The 17,423-nt window shown below is 50.4% G+C and carries 22 protein-coding genes; 5 read left to right on the forward strand and 17 right to left on the reverse strand.

Annotated elements, in window-relative coordinates; translation table 11 throughout:
• Positions 1 to 6: 6 nt before the first annotated feature.
• The 13 genes from ACFOUO_RS09275 to nagZ form a co-directional block, all read right to left on the reverse strand.
• Positions 7 to 675 (reverse strand): ATP-binding cassette domain-containing protein, encoded by a 669-nt coding sequence (locus ACFOUO_RS09275; RefSeq protein ID WP_380704467.1) that lies wholly within the window; start codon positions 673 to 675, stop codon positions 7 to 9.
• 145 nt (positions 676 to 820) lie between these two features.
• Positions 821 to 1,036: a hypothetical protein gene (locus ACFOUO_RS09280; protein ID WP_380704469.1), complete on the reverse strand. Its 216-nt coding sequence runs from the start codon at positions 1,034 to 1,036 to the stop codon at positions 821 to 823.
• A 336-nt stretch (positions 1,037 to 1,372) separates the two neighbouring features.
• On the reverse strand, positions 1,373 to 1,666 hold the full coding sequence (locus ACFOUO_RS09285; protein WP_380704471.1) for a response regulator transcription factor: 294 nt from the start codon (positions 1,664 to 1,666) through the stop codon (positions 1,373 to 1,375).
• Positions 1,667 to 1,684: 18 nt separating this feature from the next.
• Positions 1,685 to 1,855 carry a hypothetical protein gene (locus tag ACFOUO_RS09290; RefSeq protein ID WP_380704473.1) on the reverse strand — a complete coding sequence of 57 codons (171 nt, stop codon included), beginning with the start codon at positions 1,853 to 1,855 and terminating at the stop codon, positions 1,685 to 1,687.
• A 156-nt stretch (positions 1,856 to 2,011) separates the two neighbouring features.
• Positions 2,012 to 2,728 carry a 5'-methylthioadenosine/adenosylhomocysteine nucleosidase gene (locus tag ACFOUO_RS09295; protein WP_380704475.1) on the reverse strand — a complete coding sequence of 239 codons (717 nt, stop codon included), beginning with the start codon at positions 2,726 to 2,728 and terminating at the stop codon, positions 2,012 to 2,014.
• Positions 2,729 to 2,759: 31 nt separating this feature from the next.
• Positions 2,760 to 3,788, reverse strand: coding sequence for a catabolite control protein A (gene ccpA / locus ACFOUO_RS09300; RefSeq protein WP_380704477.1), 1,029 nt, complete (start codon positions 3,786 to 3,788; stop codon positions 2,760 to 2,762).
• Positions 3,789 to 4,019: 231 nt separating this feature from the next.
• Positions 4,020 to 5,114, reverse strand: coding sequence for a bifunctional 3-deoxy-7-phosphoheptulonate synthase/chorismate mutase (locus ACFOUO_RS09305; protein ID WP_380704480.1), 1,095 nt, complete (start codon positions 5,112 to 5,114; stop codon positions 4,020 to 4,022).
• Positions 5,115 to 5,266: 152 nt separating this feature from the next.
• Positions 5,267 to 6,034 carry an anti-sigma factor family protein gene (locus ACFOUO_RS09310; protein ID WP_380704482.1) on the reverse strand — a complete coding sequence of 256 codons (768 nt, stop codon included), beginning with the start codon at positions 6,032 to 6,034 and terminating at the stop codon, positions 5,267 to 5,269.
• Between the two features lie 12 nt (positions 6,035 to 6,046).
• Positions 6,047 to 6,583, reverse strand: a complete 537-nt coding sequence (locus ACFOUO_RS09315; protein ID WP_380704484.1) for an RNA polymerase sigma factor — start codon at positions 6,581 to 6,583, stop codon at positions 6,047 to 6,049.
• Positions 6,584 to 6,792: 209 nt separating this feature from the next.
• A complete protein-coding gene (locus ACFOUO_RS09320; RefSeq protein ID WP_380704486.1) occupies positions 6,793 to 7,215 on the reverse strand; it encodes an EamA family transporter in 423 nt (140 codons plus the stop codon).
• Positions 7,216 to 7,326: 111 nt separating this feature from the next.
• A complete protein-coding gene (locus ACFOUO_RS09325) occupies positions 7,327 to 7,680 on the reverse strand; it encodes a YtxH domain-containing protein (protein ID WP_380704488.1) in 354 nt (117 codons plus the stop codon).
• Positions 7,681 to 7,698: 18 nt separating this feature from the next.
• The gene (locus ACFOUO_RS09330) at positions 7,699 to 8,115 is read right to left on the reverse strand and encodes a DUF948 domain-containing protein (protein ID WP_380704490.1); all 417 of its coding nucleotides are present in this window, start codon (positions 8,113 to 8,115) and stop codon (positions 7,699 to 7,701) included.
• A 93-nt stretch (positions 8,116 to 8,208) separates the two neighbouring features.
• Entirely contained in the window at positions 8,209 to 9,966 is a 1,758-nt protein-coding gene (gene nagZ, locus ACFOUO_RS09335) for a beta-N-acetylhexosaminidase (RefSeq protein WP_380704492.1), read from the reverse strand.
• 198 nt (positions 9,967 to 10,164) lie between these two features.
• Between nagZ and ACFOUO_RS09340 the strand changes: the two genes are divergently transcribed.
• Positions 10,165 to 11,247: an isocitrate/isopropylmalate family dehydrogenase gene (locus ACFOUO_RS09340; protein WP_380704494.1), complete on the forward strand. Its 1,083-nt coding sequence runs from the start codon at positions 10,165 to 10,167 to the stop codon at positions 11,245 to 11,247.
• Between the two features lie 139 nt (positions 11,248 to 11,386).
• Positions 11,387 to 12,091: a hypothetical protein gene (locus ACFOUO_RS09345; protein ID WP_380704496.1), complete on the forward strand. Its 705-nt coding sequence runs from the start codon at positions 11,387 to 11,389 to the stop codon at positions 12,089 to 12,091.
• Positions 12,092 to 12,193: 102 nt separating this feature from the next.
• On the opposite strand, the gene ACFOUO_RS09350 is transcribed toward ACFOUO_RS09345, so the two are convergent.
• Positions 12,194 to 13,318 carry an RNA-guided endonuclease InsQ/TnpB family protein gene (locus ACFOUO_RS09350; RefSeq protein ID WP_380704498.1) on the reverse strand — a complete coding sequence of 375 codons (1,125 nt, stop codon included), beginning with the start codon at positions 13,316 to 13,318 and terminating at the stop codon, positions 12,194 to 12,196.
• A 205-nt stretch (positions 13,319 to 13,523) separates the two neighbouring features.
• On the reverse strand, positions 13,524 to 14,426 hold the full coding sequence (locus tag ACFOUO_RS09355) for a LysR family transcriptional regulator (RefSeq protein WP_380704500.1): 903 nt from the start codon (positions 14,424 to 14,426) through the stop codon (positions 13,524 to 13,526).
• 117 nt (positions 14,427 to 14,543) lie between these two features.
• Between ACFOUO_RS09355 and ACFOUO_RS09360 the strand changes: the two genes are divergently transcribed.
• From ACFOUO_RS09360 to ACFOUO_RS09370, 3 genes are all read left to right on the forward strand, one after another.
• Positions 14,544 to 15,557, forward strand: a complete 1,014-nt coding sequence (locus tag ACFOUO_RS09360; protein ID WP_380704501.1) for a YeiH family protein — start codon at positions 14,544 to 14,546, stop codon at positions 15,555 to 15,557.
• Between the two features lie 182 nt (positions 15,558 to 15,739).
• Positions 15,740 to 16,099, forward strand: a complete 360-nt coding sequence (locus ACFOUO_RS09365; protein ID WP_380704503.1) for a hypothetical protein — start codon at positions 15,740 to 15,742, stop codon at positions 16,097 to 16,099.
• On the forward strand, positions 16,096 to 16,359 hold the full coding sequence (locus ACFOUO_RS09370) for a hypothetical protein (protein ID WP_380704505.1): 264 nt from the start codon (positions 16,096 to 16,098) through the stop codon (positions 16,357 to 16,359). The genes ACFOUO_RS09365 and ACFOUO_RS09370 overlap by 4 nt, the downstream gene beginning before the upstream one ends.
• A gap of 47 nt (positions 16,360 to 16,406) precedes the next feature.
• Here ACFOUO_RS09370 and ACFOUO_RS09375 read toward each other — a convergent pair whose 3' ends face one another.
• Entirely contained in the window at positions 16,407 to 16,703 is a 297-nt protein-coding gene (locus ACFOUO_RS09375) for a hypothetical protein (RefSeq protein WP_380704507.1), read from the reverse strand.
• A gap of 239 nt (positions 16,704 to 16,942) precedes the next feature.
• Positions 16,943 to 17,227, reverse strand: coding sequence for a hypothetical protein (locus ACFOUO_RS09380; RefSeq protein ID WP_380704509.1), 285 nt, complete (start codon positions 17,225 to 17,227; stop codon positions 16,943 to 16,945).
• Between the last annotated feature and the right edge of the window lie 196 nt (positions 17,228 to 17,423).

A 17,423-nucleotide genomic window follows, 5' to 3' on the forward strand; every position in this document is an offset into this window, starting at 1 on the left:
TCCATTCTATCCCCAATCAAAATCTCTGATTTGCCCGTCCTCCAACACATACCGTTTGCTAGTGGTTTTCATCGCATACTGAGCGATGTGGGTCGTAAACAGGGATGACTGGCCTTCTCTCTGTCGTCGATCGAAAACCGCGATGACGTAATTGACTGCATCGCTGTCCAACCCTTCAAAAATCTCATCACATACGAGAAGCTTCGGCCTGAAGAGCAGAGCACCGATCAGTTGGATTTTCTTTTTTGTACCAAAGGATAGACCTGAGAAAAGCGAATCCATCTCCCTTGACACCTGAAGATCATCGCTCCATTGCTGAATGAGGGCTGTCGCTTCCTCTTTGGGAAGCTGATATATTTCCTGAACGAAGGAGAAGTATTCCCTCGGTGTAAACAGATTTAAAAAATCTTGATGATCAGAAGAAATGAATGCAGAGGTGTTTCGTATATGGATGCGATCCGTCAACGGATGTCCATCAATTCGCACTTCCCCCTGGTCAGCCTGGAGAAAGCCCAGGATACAATTTAAAAAAACGCTTTTTCCCACCCCGTTTTTCCCAAAAAGAACCGCGGTGGTACCTTCATGTAACTCGAAATGCAGATCACGCAACACTATTTTGTTCCCAAAACTTTTCCTCAATTGATTGGCATAAACAAGTGGCAAGTCGTTTGACATGGTGTTACCCTGCCTTTATTATAAAAAGTGGGTAAAGCTAAAGGCGACTTCATGTTTTAGTGAAGTGCTATTTCGTCTTTTTCCCTAGGACTCGTTGACGTTAATCCACGTCGCCCAACGTGTAACAATAACGGTCAGCGAGTCTTTAAATTAAGCCTGCACTTTTAAGTGCATCATAGATGGCGCCCAAAGCGCTCGTGTTCTTAACCAACCACCAGGTCAGGTGGACCCAGCCTTTTGCCTTCGCAGCCATGAAGCTGTCGTAGACGCTTCTTGCCCCTTTTTTGATGGCTGCAATAGCCTTGGGACCATATTTCTTAATGGCGGAAACGACTTTTTTCGCTTTAAAAATCCAGCCCATTTTTCTACCTCCCCCGCCTTTAACTTTACCCAATAAAATCCTATCATTTCGTTCAATCTATCGTCAATAGTAATGGTTTTGCGCTTTTACGCAAGGGTCCTCTATTTTAACAACATAAAATGATCCTCCTATAGAGATTTTCCTCCTGCTTCTGAACGAACACCTTCGCCTTTCTATAAATGATGGACTGCTCTCTGTTGTACCATCGAAGAAAAGCCCGCTGTCAGCGGGCTTTTCTTTGATGGCAGGGGGCTTAGTGGCGAGCACTGGGTAAGAAAACAAGGGCTTCCACAAGTACCCCGCCCGATGTAAATGGCGTCCCTATCGAGCATTGCGCTAGAAACGGACACACTCCTCACTGTTCACGCTACAGTTTCCTCTCCTTTCGCTGTTTTCTGTCGGATAAGGCGTTTGCACTTGGATGATTCCTTTTTGAATCGCACGCATCACGGCTCCTAACCGTGTGGATGTTCCCATTTTTCGCATGATGGTCGTGATATGGTACTCCACCGTTCTTTGGGGCATGCCCAAGAGATCAGCGATTTCTTTATTGGCTTTTTCCTGAGAGATGAGTTCAATGATCTTCGTATCCGTTTCACTCAAAATTTGATTGGTCCTGTTGTTTTCCATACAGACCCTCCTATCTGATCATTGCTCTTCCGAAGACATCATCGCCATAACCAGCCTCCCCAATAACCCGATCGCTACCAGTACGGCAGAAGCGTATAGCAATACCTTCGGCTCTCCATCTAAGGCTAGTTTGGTTAAAAGGTATCCGATAACACCGATTCCGGTTAAAGCTTCAAACACTTTTTTCATTCTCTTTCCACCCCTTGATTAATCGTGAAAACAATACTATTATATAGTAAACTATCCCTTTTATCAAATTAAATTTCTATCGAAAAATAAAATGGGTCTCTATTTAAATAAAAAAAGCCCGTCATCCGATAACCGGACGGACTTTTTTCTCTTCCTTTACTGAGCGCTTTTCGCTTGTCTTCTGTTCAGCATCTCTTGCACAATCCCGTTGGATCGCCGGGCAGAGGCTACGGCAAAGTCGGCGAAGTTGATATCGGCGCTATGATCGGCCCGGTCGGACATGGACCGAATGACCACATAAGGGATGCGATGAAGGTGGCAAACATGGGCGACAGCCGCCCCTTCCATCTCAACACAAACTCCACCCAGGGAGTCTCTTAATGCACGGACCGCATCAGCGTTAGCGATAAACTGATCCCCCGAGAGGATCTTTCCTTTGAGGACTTTACCTCCGGTCCACCCCGCGGCTGCTTCCTCAGCCAGACGAATCCATTTCCGGTCAGCTTTGAAAATCGACGTCTCCTGAAAGGGGATCGTACCTTTCGGCAACCCGAGGGCGGTTGCATCCACGTCATGTTGCTGACAGGCGGTGGAGACGACGATATCCCCGATGTCCAGGGAAGGATCTAGAGCACCCGCTACCCCGGTGAAAATTACCGCCTCCACCCCATACTCCCGGATGAGATTCTGGGTGCAGACAGCAGCGTTTACTTTGCCGACACCGGATTGACAGACCACTACTTCGGTCTCGTTCAACCGTCCCGTCGTATAGGTGATATCGGCAAGCTCTCTGGTCGCTTCTATTTCCATCTCCTCAAGAAAAAGAGCGATCTCTTCCGCCATCGCTCCAATTAAACCGATCGGTCTTTGCATTTCTGTCTCCCCTCATTGGCTCTATCCGGCCTTAAAATTCCTTCAGCCGAGTAGAGTCAGCCAGTTCGAGCCTGTATTGCAGGAGAACCCGGTTGTCTTCAATACTCTCGTCATTCATATACTTGGTCAACAGACGCATCGCCACCGCTCCGATATCGTACATGGGAACAGCAACCGTCGATAAAAGCGGTCGCACTTGGGCAGCCAGAGGAATGTTGTCAAAACCGATCACGGATACATCCTCCGGAATCTTTCGACCCAGGTCCTGGGCAGCGTGAATAACACCGACAGCCATCTCGTCATTGACGGCGAAAATAGCTGTGGGAGGATGGTTGGAGGAGAGGAGTTCCTCTGCAGCCTTTACTCCCGAGTCGTAGCGAAGGTTACCTAGACGTACGAGGTTTTCGTCTATGTTCAGTCCTGCTTCTTCCATTGCCTCTTTATACCCCTGGTAACGAGGGTAACCGATGATCGGATCATCGAGGGGGCCACCGACTAAACCGATCCGGTCATGACCTTCCTTGATCAAGACCTGCGTCGCATCCTTGGCCGCCTGAACTTGGTCAATCGTAACAAAAGGGCGTTCCTCATCGACGTCATCCCTCGTCCCAGCCAAGACGATTGGGACCTGAGCACCAGCAAAGATCTCCCGATGTTCCTCCGTCACTTCCCCCCCAAGAAAAAGAAGCCCGTCCACCTGCTTCTCTAGCAGGGCTTCGATCAATTGAAGTTCTTTATCCTTTTTGAGGTCGGAATTGCACAAGATAATGTTGTAATGATACATATTGGCAATATCTTCAATCCCCCGCGTCAGTTCGGCGAAGAACGCGTACGAGATATCCGGGATTACCACACCCACGGTGGTCGTTTTTTTGCTCGCCAGGCCACGGGCGACAGCATTAGGACGATAACCCATTCGTCGGATCGTTTCCAGCACTTTTTTACGGGTAACGGGTTTTACATTCGGGTTCCCGTTGACAACACGGGATACCGTCGCCATGGACACACCAGCTTCACGAGCGACATCGTAGATCGTAATCGTTTCCTTTTTTTTCCCCATCTTTTCCACACCTAATTTCCGTAGTTCGTTTTTCATAGGGCTGCTACGAGACTGGTTCTTATAAGGATATTACAAACGAAAACCATTTGCAAAGGGATACATAAGCAGCTCCTCAAGGCTTGGGAATCATTGGTGATCTGTTCCAGTACGAATCGTATCCTTCATAGGATATCCACGGAAAACAAAAAAGAACCGGTTTCACCAAACCGGTTCCTTTGATTTCCAAGTTATTCAAACGACAGGTGTTTCTTCGGATTTTTTGAAAAGCCCAGTAGAACGCATCTCGTTCATAAAGGTCTCGAACTGAGGGATATCAATCTGTTGGTTGGCATCCGAAAGGGCCACCGACGGATCAGGGTGGACTTCCAGCATCAGGCCGTCCGCTCCCGCTGCCAGTGCAGCTTTGGCCACAGGCAACTGGATATCCCGCCGCCCCGTGGAATGGGTAATGTCCACGAAAACCGGAAGGTGGCTCTCCTGTTTGAGAAGGGGAACTGCCGAAATATCGAGGGTATTACGCGTCCATTTCTCATAGGTACGAATGCCTCGTTCACACAACATCACTTGGGTGTTTCCTTTGGAAGCGATGTATTCAGCGGCAAAAAGGAACTCTTCCACAGTCGCCGACATTCCCCGTTTGAGAAAAACGGGCAATTTGGCGTCACCGGCGGCTTTCAATAGTTCAAAGTTTTGCATGTTGCGGGCACCGATCTGGACGATATCCACATAGCGGGCAGCCCGTTCCATATCGGCCGGGTTGACAATCTCACTGATCACTTTAAGGCCGTATTTATCCGCCGCCTGGCGCAGGATCGACAGACCGGTTTCACCGAGGCCCTGAAAGTCATAGGGGGAAGTACGCGGTTTGAATGCACCGCCCCTTAATAACTTCAAACCCTGTTCTTTGAGAGAGCGGGCCACCTGGAATACCTGTTCTTCCGTCTCTACCGAGCAAGGGCCCGCAATCAACGTTTTACGACCATCGCCGATGACGACATCTCCTACGTGAACCACTGTATCCTCGGGGTGCCGTTTGCGGCTGACCAGAAGGGCTTTTTTATGATCCTTCTGCTGTAGATCGAGGGAAGCTTTGAAGATCTGTTTGAACAAGTGACGGATCGTATCATTATCAAAGGGACCGGGATTAGCCTCCACAATACGGTCCAGCATATCTCTCTCCCGCACGGGATCAAATCGGTTAACCCCCTGGGCCTTTTTCACATCGCCGATTTGCTGGGCCAGCTCTGCACGGCGGCTCAGGAGTTCCAAGAGCTGGGTGTTGATCCCGTCGACCTGTTCCCGCAGCTTGTTCAATTCCTGACTCATATCTCACAACTCCCCTCTTCCGAAATTTTAACGCTTATTATAACCGAGTTCGATAAACCTGTCACCGTTTTTTTTCGGAAATGGCAAGGGGATGGAAAAAAGATCCAACCTGTTAGAAAAAAGGGGCCCGTTTCCTCTGTGTTGAAACGGGCTCAGTGTATCGCCGGAGTCGCTGCCATTTTGTCAAACCAGCGGGAAATGTTTTTTTCATTATCCGGAAAATCGAAGATTTCCACCCGAGGTTTCTCCCCCGTTGTCAGGATTATGGAAGCGGGAAAAGAACCCTTCTCCACGCCACCCTTCCCTTCGACCTCCAAAGGAATTCCAGCTGATGTTAGCAAGGTGCGGAAAGTTTCGTTGTCAGGTACTTTGACGAAGACCAGCCGCTTGATCTGCTTCACCCAGTCATTTTTTGTTTCGGCCAAGGCGGGGATGGCGCTAGGATAAACCCAGGCGGTATCCATCTCCATCTTTTCTCCAAGATTTCGCGGTCGCATCACTTTGATATAGCCGCTATCCGGAATATGAAGTTTTTCCTTTTGGGTGGCCAGCACCATCACTTCCCGATGAGACGTCCTCGGGTCGACGGGAACCGAAGAGGTACCTTGGGACCCTGCCTGTTCTCCGTCGACGGAGACAGGGCGATGGTCCAACAAAGACGGGCCGAATGTGACGAAAAAGAGGATGGCTGTATAGACAGCCGCCCATTTGATAAGGTTGTTTATTACTGTGGCAGGGCGACCCGGATCTCTGTGACTCCGGATTTCCTCCAGGGACCGAACGAGGGTGATCATCTCGGCTAGGCTCTGTCGGCAGAGATCACACTCAGCCACATGTTTTCGCAAGCGCTCATGCCCCTCGTTGTCGATCTCCTGGTCTACGTAGAGTTGGATCAATCGATCCATATCCCTGCAAGACATTCGCCGATCCCCTTACTTTTTGGAGAGTCGTTCCTTCAGCATCTTCCGAGCACGGAACAGCTGAGTTTTTACCGTCCCCTCAGGGATGTCCAACGCTTCACTGATTTCGGTGTAGGAATATCCACGGAAATGACGGAGGAGGACTACCCGCCGGTAGATATCGGGCAGTTCCTGAATCTCTTCCTTCACCCGTTCCAGCATCAACCGTTGTTCCACCTGTTCTTCAACGGACAGCCTATCCACAGAATGAGGGGGCTCTGATTGTATAAACGCGTCTTCCAGTGCGACCAGTTTCAAGCTTTTTTTCCGTTTTTGATCTCGGAATCGATTCGTCATCATCGTACGGAGCCATGCTTTCAGGGATTTCTCATATACGTATTTATTGGATTTTCGGTGAGCTTGCCAGATCGTTTCTTGCATCAGGTCTTTAGCGTCTTCCGTGTTACCTGTCAGTCGGTAGGCGATGTGGTACAGGTAACGCCGATGCTGTTCCAGACGTGCCAAAAATTCATCCGTCATCGATTTTCGCGGCGTATCTTCCACACTCATATGTACCTCCTGCTCCATCGGCTCGAACCTTTTGTTCGTGCCGAAAATTGTATAGCAAACAAATTCGTTTCACTTCATGTTTTATGGACAGCAATCCTATGTCTCAGGAGAACACGTCCGAAAAAAAAGCACAACCCACCCAATCCTGGATGGATCGTCCCAATGTCCCATATACTCTTGATTCCTTTATAAAATAAACGAATTTGCAGTTAATCGCTAAGAAGAACCACACCGGCCGCTACCATTAGAATCCCAGCCATTTTAGCAAAGGTTACCGACTCACCAAAAATAAACACCGAAAGGATAAAAGCCAATACCGGAAAACTGCCAACTACTGGCATCACCTGGCCTACTTCCCCGAACTGAAGCGCTTTAAAATAAAAATATTGGGCAAATAGGACTCCAAACACCCCGCCAAGCAGAATATAGACAAGGGATTTCCCATCAGGTACCCCCCACCCTGCCCCCCGGGTGCTAAACAGCAGGTAAACCGACACGAGAAGTGCTGTTACCGATGCCCGCAAAAACAGGGCCATTGTCGGTTCCGTCCGGGCAAGACCCAACTTTTCGAAGATGGGAGCAACACCAAAGCTAAAAGCCGCCAGCAATGCATAGATGATTTCCCTGTTCATGCCAGCCTCCCGTCCGATTCCGTAGTTTGTCCCATGTATATGTGACAAGCCCCCTCGATAGACATCAAGGACAAAAAAAGCACCCCGTTCTCGGGGTGCGGTTCGGTCTGGTTAAGACTTCAATTTAGCGGCTGTTCTTTCACTGATTTTTTCCAGCTTCCTGCCCGCTTTCTCTTTTGCTCCTTCCACCGTAGAAGCCACTTCTTTCACGGTGTCAACGGTGGATTCACGGATGTCGATCCATCGGTCAGTTGCAGCGTCTTTCACTTCGACTGCTTTGCGGGAGACCTGTTCGCTCTGGTCACGTAGGTTATCCCGGGCGGTCTCCAAACCCTTGTAAAGGTCCTTACGGGTTTCTCGCCCTGACTTCGGAGCCAACAAGAGGGCGGCTGTAGCACCGATCACTCCACCAATCACCGCTCCGATGAAAAGGTCTTTCCCGTTCACACCGCTATTTTTACCCATCGACCCATCTCCTTTTTTTTATTTTACTCGAGTGACGCTTTTCTTATTAGACCGCTTGTCGGACCGCCATTTTCGGAACATGTCCAAACCGGAGCTGACAAGCGCACTTACGTTGCTAAGGCGTTCCTTCTGGATGACAGCAGTTTTGGTGAGAGTCGATGATAATTCCTGTAGCCCGTGACCCACGCTGTCCACCGTCTGGAACAGAGCATTTGTCTTTTGGCTCTTCGCTTGGAGATCTGCCAGAAGCCGATTGGTTTCGTCAAGGGTGGACTTAGTACGGTTGATCACTTCCTCCACCTGAGGCTTCATCTCCTCCAGCGTTCGATCCACTGAGTCCAACGTATGGTTCACTTTATTTAGGGATCTCACCAGAGCGACCACAAGTGTGACAAATGCGGTAGCGGCTACAGCCGCACTGATTTGGATGACCAAGGGTTCCCCTCCTCCATAGTTTGCCTTTACCCACGCTTCCATGCATTAAAACGCTGGAAAACCTGCATGGAGTTTTAAACCTCTGCCATATTGCTACCTTTCGTCGGCGTACCCCAAGGGGTACATTCCTGGTACACGGACAGGAAGCTTTCCTTCCGCTCGGGCACGGCCGGCAATAACACGGGCAGCAGCCCGCATCGATACCGGTTGGGAACTGTAAAGGGCAAGATAGGTCTTCACCCCGCTGGCCGCCATCAAATCATAAGGTGTATCCAACCCTAGGACGATTAGAGGTTTTCCCGTCTTTTTCAGTTCAGCAGCCAACTTCGCCTGGGCATCATTCACCCGCCACTGGAAAGCTCCTAGTATCACCACGTCAGCGGAAGCGGCATCGTGCACCAGCTGTTGGACCTCTTCAGGCTTCGGTTGCATGGAAATGGATCGGACTCCGGTTTGGAATCCTTCCCCCTTCAGCGCTTTCCCCAGTTCTTCTGCACCGGTGGGAGAGACGGCCAATATCTCCCCCGATAAACGGGGATCCAAGGGTAGGACCCCCCGCTCATTCCGCACGGGGGTAATCGCCATTTGCGCCGCCTGGGCAGCCCATTTCCGATTCTCCGGTGTATTCACCTTCCCGGCCATTTGATCCGTTCGGCTCTTCGGTTGATGCAAAATGGCATGTTCACCCAATTTTTTGGCCTTTAACCGCAGAATTCGCTGTAGGGAGTGGTCAATCCTTTTTTCCGAGATCTCTCCTTTTTTTACAGCATCGATGACAGCGTGAATCGATTGTTGTTGCCGAGTGAGATCGTGACAGACGAGAACAATGTCTGCACCGGCTTTTACCGCCCGTACCGCAGCTTCCGCTGAACCGAAGTTCTCGACAATCGCCCCCATTTCCATATCGTCGGTCATGATGACTCCGTCATAACCCAGCTTCTCTCGCAACAGACCGGTTAACACTTTTTTTGACAAGGTTCCTGGGAGACCTGGCGTATCATCGATGGACGGAAAGGTAATGTGCGCCGACATGACTGCGTCCACCCCCTCCCTGATCGCCGACTTGAAGGGAACCAGTTCAACTCGGTTCAATCGGGAGAAGGGATGATCCACTGTCGGCATATCGACGTGGGAATCCATGGACGTATCGCCGTGTCCGGGGAAATGTTTGATGACAGATAATACATTCCCTTCTCTGTAGCCCCGTAGATTAGCCTTTGCCATAACCGAGGTGAGGGATGGATCTCCAGAAAAAGAACGGACACCGATGATGGGGTTGGCTGGGTTATTATTTACATCCAGAGAAGGAGCTAAATTCATGTTGATCCCCATCGCCCGCAGTTCTTCTCCGATCACTCTACCCGCTTGATAAGCCAATTCCTCGTCGCGAGCAGCTCCTAAAGCCATATTACCCGGAAAGTTTGTCACCCCTTCCCGGATACGGGCCACTTTTCCCCCCTCCTGATCCACAGAGACGAAGAGAGGAATTTGCGGCGAAACAGCCAAAGCCGTGTCCTGTAATTGATTGGTCAAATGCCCCACCTGTCGGGGGGTTCCGATATTACGATCAAATAGAATGATGCCGCCCACATGATCTTTACGGATAAGAATGTTCGCCTGTCGATTCATTTCGCGGGCTGGCCGATCCCCATTCTGGAAACCGACGATAAACATCTGGCCCACCTTTTCCTCGAGCGTCATCTGTTCGATTTTCTGGTCGATCCAATCTTTCCCTTTTACATCCGGCTGGTCCCTTAAGTTTATAACAGCAGGGTCGGATGAAGGCAAACTAACCAGAAAGAGACACAACAAAATCAAAGTCAAACCCTTCCCCGCCGGGAAGTTCTTCAATTCATACCACTCCTTATTTTCTCTCCGAAGAATCATAGCTTTTTCATTATAACGTACAATGACGGTTCATCTTCAGTATAAACGGGGGATTTCAGTAATCGCCAAGGGTTTGTCATATTTTCGAATCTTCAGTCGTGTGGTATGAGCCTTCCCTTCTCGGTATAATGGGGGAGGACAAAAACCCATGAGGTGATTATTTTGGAGGACAAGAAAACGATCGTGGTCCTGGAAGGGGATCAGACCGGCCAGGAGCTCCTGGAAGAATCACTCCGGGTACTCGCACCCGAAGTGATCGGTTTCGATATCGATTTTAAACACTTCGATCTGAGTCTGGAAAATCGGCGCAACACAAAGAACGAAGTGGTCTTTGAAGCTGCCCGTGCCATGAAAGAAGGAGGATACGGACTGAAGGCAGCCACCATCACCCCTGAAGAAAAAGGAGATGTAGGCAGCCCCAACGCTATCCTTCGCAAGGAAATCGACGGGAAAGTGATCATCCGAACCGGCCGCCGGATCCCCGGAGTCGTTCCGATCGCCGGCACCTTCGCCCCCATCTCCGTGATTCGAATGGCAGTTGGTGACGCTTACGGTGCCAAAGAATGGCGAGAGGGGGAAGGGGTCAACGAGGTTTCTTACCGGACGGAAGCGATCGACCGTAAGACTTGCCGTGCCGTCGCCGAATATACCTTTCGACACGCCAAAAAAACCCGCGCCAAGGTCTTTGGCGGACCCAAGTATACCGTAAGCCCGATCTATGAGGGAATGTTGAAAGAAGAGATGGACGAAGCCAGCAAACGTTACCCCGATGTCCCTTATGAACCGCAACTGATCGATGCAACCTATGCGCTCCTTCTCAACAACCACGGTGACCCGCTGGTCATTCCTGCCCTCAATCGGGACGGCGACTGCCTAAGCGACATGGTCCTGCAACTTTTCGGCTCCATCGCCGGTTCCGAGTCCATTCTGATGAGTTTTGACGAAGACTTTAACCCGCAGGTAATTATGGCGGAAGCCCCCCACGGTACAGCACCCGGCCTCTTCGGCAAAAATATCGCCAACCCGATGGCGATGATCCTGGCCAGTGCCTCCCTTCTCTCCCATCTGGAACACCCTCAAGCCCCCGCGGCTTCCCGCGCCATTTACGAAGCGACCATCGAAACGGTGAAGGAAGGGACCCGTACAGCCGACCTGGGCGGAAGCTCAACCACCTCCGATTTCACCAATGAAATCATCGACAAGATCCAGACCAAACTGGAAGTGTGGACGAGCCTGCAGATGTAATAAGTAGGAGAAATCCCGTGCTGCCACGGGGTTTTTTTTTGCAAAAAAGTTTCTGTGTTTTCTTCATGCATATATCAACGGTAAACATTTCCCTGTATAATGTCCCTATTCCAAACCATACATAGGAAGGAGGACCTCTGTGTCTTTCAAAGAGTTGCGACCCTTGGAGAAGATCCTGTACCGAGCTCCCGAGGGATTTCTGCTTGCCGGCCTTACGGGATTAGGCTATTTTGCCGCCTACCTGAGTGAAATCGGTTACAAATCCTATTTTAAGATTCCTTCCATGTTTATCGAAATCAGTATCAACTCAGTCATCTTGGCTGTCTGCCTGCTTATCTTCATGCTGTTGATCGCTTATCTATCCATTTCGATGACGGGATTTCAACGGTATGGGAAAATCATTTTCGCTCTATTAATTCCCGCCGGGGTCGCTGTCATCATCGGGATGAAATTGGGCTTCACCTTTCAGGGAGACCGGCTTTGGCCCTATTTTCTGGCCTTCACAGCCCACGCTCTCCTATTATTTCTCTTTTTTCATTTCGCCCAGAAGAGGACACGCGCTTCCACCAGTACTGCCGTGGTTTTGCTCCTTGTTCTGGTCGTGTCCGTAGCCGTCACCAGCGGGCACATCATTGCGAAAAACCAGTCGTATTTCCTGGTATCGGACGGCCCCAACCCCCTTGTCGTGGTGGATACCTACAAAGACGCCCTGATCGTTGCCCCCTTCAATCCCGAAACCGGTACCATAAAGCCCTCCTATCATTTTCTTCACCTGGAATCCGGGATGAATGAAAAGCTGAAGTTCAAGATGAAAGCAGTTGGCCCCTTAAAAGTGGTGCCTTAAATCTACCCTACTTACGTGACGTCGCCCACGGCTAAACCCGTGGGCTTCTCGGATCATTGGGTACGGCAACCCGCTACCCTCTCCCGAAGGCTCCGCCCGAGCCTAAAAAAGGGAAAGTTCTAACTGTCCCATCGTGGGTTGTGGGGCATAGCCCATCGCTCGATGAAGGATATTTCGCGCCGCGTTGATGTCCCGATCTTCTGTATAGCCACAGCTACAGGAATGAACACGAATCGAAAGATCCTTTTTCACGATCTGACCGCATTCCGAACATGCTTGAGACGTGTTGTAAGGATCGACCAACTTCACTTCTTTACCGGCCCATTCTGCCTTGTAAGTGGTAAAGTCAATCAATTGTCTCCATGCGGCATCCGCAATCTTCTTTGCTAAGGGACGGTTCTTCACCATCCCTTTTACGTTCAGCTTTTCAAACGCGATGAGATCATAGCGATCCACGAGGGAGCGGCTGATTTTGTGAGCAAGATCCTTTCGCTGGTTGGCCACTCGTTCATGTGCCTTCGCTAACCATGCCACCGCTTTCCTTCGACGATGGGACCCTTTTTTCCGACGGGAAACGGTCCGTTGCCACCGTTTGATATCCCGTAGTCCCTTTTCCAAAAAGCGCATCGCCGGGAAGAACTCCCTGTCAGAAGTGATGGCAAAATGTTTCACGCCCAGGTCAATACCCACCTGCTTTCTGCTGAAAGGGATCGGAGAAGGTGCCACCTCACAGGTCACCATCACATAGTAGCGACCATTCTTTCGCTTAATGACCAGTGTTTTGGGACTCCCATTCATATGGCGGTGCATCTTCACCCGGACGTCTCCGATTTTGGGAACCCGAATGAACTTCCCCTGGAACATCGACGCTTTTGCTTGGGGATAGGAAAGGGAGTCGAACCGATTTTTCCCTTGAAAGCGGGGAAACCCTGGCTTTTCTCCTCGTTTTATACGACGGAAAAAATGTTGAAAAGCCAGGTCGAGGCGCTTCGCTACTTGCTGAAGGACCTGGGAGTGAACCTGTTTAAATGCGGGGATTTCCTTTTTCAACGAAGGAAGTTCGGTGGCTTGCTTATGATAGCTCAAGGAGAGACCTCGTCTCTTATAAGCGAAGCGACGTTGTTCCAGCATGGCATTGTATAGCCATCGGCACATGCCCAGACCCCACTCAATCTTCTCCCTTTGCTCGGTGGTGGGCACTAACTTGAATTTATAGGTACGGATCACTGAATCACCTCCTTTTAACCATATTCTACCTTGGAATTGTCGGACTTGCGAGAGGGGGGGCAAGCCCTCCCTCGTCCGACGCTCGCTTTCATCCCAACTCTAAAGGGCTGGGTTTTCCCGCTCGCATTCTATAAAAACCGCCTGCTCCCTTCTGTCCTGGGAACAGGCGGTCTTTCATGCCGGAAGATGCAAGGAGCTTTGTCCATCAACAAGAGGGTAAGGTGCGCCTGCGTAGTTCCTGGCGAAGAAAGGCCAGAAAAAGATCCATGGCCTTGGTCCGGAAAGAGGTGGCCCTAGTTAGTGTGTAGAAATGACGCCGCATCGGAACATCCTGCACCCGGAGGGAGCAGAGAGTGCCGAGGAGCAGCTCTTTCCGGATGGACCAAGAAGAGAGTACCGCGATCCCTAGCCCTGTTTCCACCGATTCTTTGATGACCTGAGTACTGCCGAATTCCAGAATGGTATCCGGTGTGAGTTCAGCACCCCGGAACAGCCGATCCGCAGCTTCTCGGGTTCCGGAACCGGGTTCCCGTAGAATCCACCGTTCCCCTCTCAGCTCACTGGCCTTGACCTCCTTCTGCTCTGCTAGGGGGTGATTGGAAGGAACGACAAGGACCAATTCATCATCCGCAACGGGTTTCATCTCCAGTTGGGGATGGGACAGTTCCCCTTCCACGATGCCGATATCCATCTCCCTGCGAACGACCCCCTCTCCGATTCGTTTCGTATTATGAATGGTCACTTTGGGGTCAATCTGTTCATACCGTGTACAAAACGAGGAGAGGATCCGTGGCAGCACATATTCCCCGAAGGTGTAACTCGCCCCAATGGAGAGAGGGCCGCTGGCGGAATGGGTCAAGTCCTGGATCAATCGCTCCATTCGGGCATATTGGTTCAATATCTCTAACCCCTCACGGAGTAGAATCTCCCCTGCAGGGGTCAATTGGACTGATTTGTTATTCCGTTCCAGCAACCGAGTATGGTACCGGTTTTCCAGGGAGCGGATCTGTTGGCTTACCGCTGGCTGGGTCATATGCAATTCCTCCGCCGCCCGGGAGAAATGACGGGTTTTGGCGACGGTGATGAAAACACGTAGACTCTGTTCCAACGCATACACCTCCCGTGCCGAACCATTATAAGCAATACTAATTGATAGTATAATATAAATCAATTTTCCTTATTTAAAAACCCGGAGTAAACTGGAATCAAAGGGGGTTAACGACCCATGAAGGCACCCTCGGTAAGAATCAGCAGAGGGGAAAAACCGAATTCCTCTCTAACGATTGGTTTACTGCTAACCTTTTCCCTGGCTGGTACCGCTTTTTTATTGGCGGAATTACCAGGTGTCCAAGTAGTGGGCCCCTTAATCACGGCCATTTTTCTGGCCGCTCTCTGGACTCATGCAATGGGATGCCCCGCACAGGCAAAAGCGGGGATTCAATTTTCATCCAAAATACTCTTGCGTACGGCTATCATCCTATACGGGTTCCGACTCGATATGATCCAAGTGCTCACCATGGGACCGGGATTACTCCTGGGAGATATCGCCGTAGTCTTTCTGGGAGTAACCACGGTTTGGGTGTTTGCCCGCTGGCTGAAGGCGGAGCCCACCCTCGCCTTTTTACTGGGTGCTGGAACGGGGATTTGCGGGGCGGCGGCCATCGCTGCCGTCTCCCCGATCATTCAGGCGAAAGATGATGATACGGCTACTGGAGTCGGAATGATCGCCCTGACAGGTACGTTGTTTACACTGGCCTACACCGCTTTACGGCCTTTCCTGCCCTTTTCTTCGGAACAGTACGCCATCTGGGCCGGGCTCAGCCTCCATGAACTGGCACACGTAGCAGCTGCTGCGTCTCCGGCGGGCTCCGGCGGCATGGCCGTTTCCCTCCTGACAAAGATGGGGCGCGTTTTGCTTCTCATTCCTTTCTGCCTTTTCCTCCTCCTGTGGAACAAACTGAGACAAGGTCGAAGAGAGGGGTCATTCCGTGTGGAATTTCCTTGGTTTCTCGTTGGCTTTCTAGCAACCAGCCTCCTCGGGTCCCTATACCCTTTGCCTGAACCTTTCTCCCAAGGGGTAATCCATTTAGGTACCTTTTTGCTGACGGTGGCCATGGCAGGGTTGGGATTTACCATTCACCTTCACTCGCTGAGGAAAAAAGGGCTACGCGCCCTTGGTGCCCTACTGGCCGGCTCCCTTCTCCTCTCTCTGACAGCTGCCTGGTTGGCAACCCTTTAAAAAGGAGCAAAAGGTCCGCCGAACAGCGGGCCTTTTGTTCGGAAAGCGAATGTATAAAGACATCAGACGGAAATCCCGTTAAAATAAAGGGAACATCGACAATTCCCCCGCAAAGCTATCCTGCCTGGGGAATCATGAAGGGTTGAACCAGGTAACAGCATAGGAGAAAGCAGGGGATATCCATGACAGACAACTCAAGGAAGAATGTAGAGTGGATGACAGTGGAAATTCGGGGTTGCCTGGGTCATATCTTATACCTACAGGTAGAAGGAGACTCCGCCGGACCCCTCCGTGCCAAGGTAAAAAAGAGAGGAATGTGGGATTGGGAAATTTACCTAGAATCAGAACTTTCCGCAGGGGGCAGGATGACCAGGGGTTGGATGTTATTCGGAAGGGAAATCTTCAAAGATCGGGCGATCGAAGAGGCGCGTATGCTCCTCCTCCACAGTCTTGAGCGCGGAGACCTGCCTTCCCGGCCCACCGCCCTTAACCGCCGTTACCCATTTGCACGTTTCCGACTTTTCGCCAAAGGAGGCAGATGACCATCGATGTCGACAAGTTGCTGCGAGAGACTTTCGGCCCCAGTACAGATACTCATTCAGCAGTCAAGGTAGAGGATGATGTGGATCAAGTCGTTTGTCTTCACTACCGGGAAGATATCGATGTCACCCAGACTTCCGTCAAACCCACCTTCCAGGAGGAAGAAGTATTTTTAAGGCCTATAGGGAAATCCTCACACCCTGGGATAAGAGCAGGAAAATGCCCGGTCTGCAATAAAGTATATTTTCTTCTGGTCCCATAAAAAAAGCCGGGTTTCCCCGGCCTTTTTCGTGTGCGTATGTAAGCAGGTCAGCGGGCGACCGCCTGTTCACCCTTAGCTTCTTTCCAACCGTTATCGATTCCGATGACCACCTCTTCCAGCGTCATCTGATCTTCCAAATACAACTGAATCAATTCATAGACCACATCTGTCTTCTCTTCCGGATATTCAACAGCTTTCAACATTTCATTAAGGGGATCATAAGACCGGGAAAGGATTTGCACACTGCCGGAATTAAGCACCTCTTCCAATTGGACGGTCTTTTGGTAGACCTCTTTGATAGTACGCAAAACGATCGCCATCAGATTTTTCTTTTGCTCGTCCATGGATTCCATCCTTTCTGGAAAAAGTTGATCAAAAAAATAGTGAAGCCTTTGACACTATGATGAAAATTATGCCATCCATAAATAATGGCAACAAGGTATTTCTATTGTAACCCCTAAACAAAAAAATAGAAAAGCGTTTTTTCACAGAAAAAGGCCCCGAAACTGTCGGCGCTGGGGATCGATAACGAAAAAGGGGGTGATTTCCTCCCATCAAAAAAGAGCCTCCCGGCTCTTAGAAATTATCGCTTGCCCTTTGGCACATTCTTTTTTCCCTGGAGCATATCCATGCCCATTTGAGGATTTTTCTTCACGGAGTCGGCAAAGTTCTCCAACTCCTTCGCATCCACGTCGGCCTGGGTCACCTTCATCAAGTATTGTAATACCGCACTCATTCCGCCGCGCTCATTGGCCCGCTTCGCACCCTCCAGTATTTGGTTGAGTTGTTTCTCTGTCAAGACGTTATGACCCAGGATGTTGTTAATCAGCTGGGTCATCTCCTTCGTTGAAGGCCCTTTGCCCGCCATGTGCACATCCCTCCGGGTTTCGGATCATTCCCTTCAACATATGTTCCCGGCGGATCGACGGGACGGGCAAATGCCCGTTCTTTTTTGATTTGGGCATTTTGGGCCCCGTACCATTTCCTGATCTGGGCCGATACTCAGGCAGGGAATATTTCTTGTGAATAAGCTGAATAGGAAACCATCACGCGGTTGGAAGATT

The sequence above is a fragment of the Salinithrix halophila genome (assembly GCF_042650125.1).
GTDB lineage: Bacteria > Bacillota > Bacilli > Thermoactinomycetales > DSM-45169 > Salinithrix > Salinithrix halophila.

Bases quoted from the DNA above. Each gene is read 5' to 3' on its own strand.
- ACFOUO_RS09315 (WP_380704484.1), bottom strand. From the start codon at position 6,583: ATGAGTGTGGAAGATACGCCGCGAAAATCGATGACGGATGAATTTTTG.
- ACFOUO_RS09280 (WP_380704469.1), bottom strand. From the start codon at position 1,036: ATGGGCTGGATTTTTAAAGCGAAAAAAGTCGTTTCCGCCATTAAGAAA.
- ACFOUO_RS09325 (WP_380704488.1), bottom strand. From the start codon at position 7,680: ATGGGTAAAAATAGCGGTGTGAACGGGAAAGACCTTTTCATCGGAGCG.
- ACFOUO_RS09290 (WP_380704473.1), bottom strand. From the start codon at position 1,855: ATGAAAAAAGTGTTTGAAGCTTTAACCGGAATCGGTGTTATCGGATAC.
- ACFOUO_RS09295 (WP_380704475.1), bottom strand. From the start codon at position 2,728: ATGCAAAGACCGATCGGTTTAATTGGAGCGATGGCGGAAGAGATCGCT.
- ACFOUO_RS09285 (WP_380704471.1), bottom strand. From the start codon at position 1,666: ATGGAAAACAACAGGACCAATCAAATTTTGAGTGAAACGGATACGAAG.
- ACFOUO_RS09380 (WP_380704509.1), bottom strand. From the start codon at position 17,227: ATGGCGGGCAAAGGGCCTTCAACGAAGGAGATGACCCAGCTGATTAAC.
- ACFOUO_RS09375 (WP_380704507.1), bottom strand. From the start codon at position 16,703: ATGGACGAGCAAAAGAAAAATCTGATGGCGATCGTTTTGCGTACTATC.
- ACFOUO_RS09320 (WP_380704486.1), bottom strand. From the start codon at position 7,215: ATGAACAGGGAAATCATCTATGCATTGCTGGCGGCTTTTAGCTTTGGT.
- ACFOUO_RS09305 (WP_380704480.1), bottom strand. From the start codon at position 5,114: ATGAGTCAGGAATTGAACAAGCTGCGGGAACAGGTCGACGGGATCAAC.
- ACFOUO_RS09370 (WP_380704505.1), top strand. From the start codon at position 16,096: ATGACCATCGATGTCGACAAGTTGCTGCGAGAGACTTTCGGCCCCAGT.
- ACFOUO_RS09365 (WP_380704503.1), top strand. From the start codon at position 15,740: ATGACAGACAACTCAAGGAAGAATGTAGAGTGGATGACAGTGGAAATT.
- ACFOUO_RS09275 (WP_380704467.1), bottom strand. From the start codon at position 675: ATGTCAAACGACTTGCCACTTGTTTATGCCAATCAATTGAGGAAAAGT.
- ACFOUO_RS09360 (WP_380704501.1), top strand. From the start codon at position 14,544: ATGAAGGCACCCTCGGTAAGAATCAGCAGAGGGGAAAAACCGAATTCC.
- ACFOUO_RS09310 (WP_380704482.1), bottom strand. From the start codon at position 6,034: ATGTCTTGCAGGGATATGGATCGATTGATCCAACTCTACGTAGACCAG.
- ccpA (WP_380704477.1), bottom strand. From the start codon at position 3,788: ATGGGGAAAAAAAAGGAAACGATTACGATCTACGATGTCGCTCGTGAA.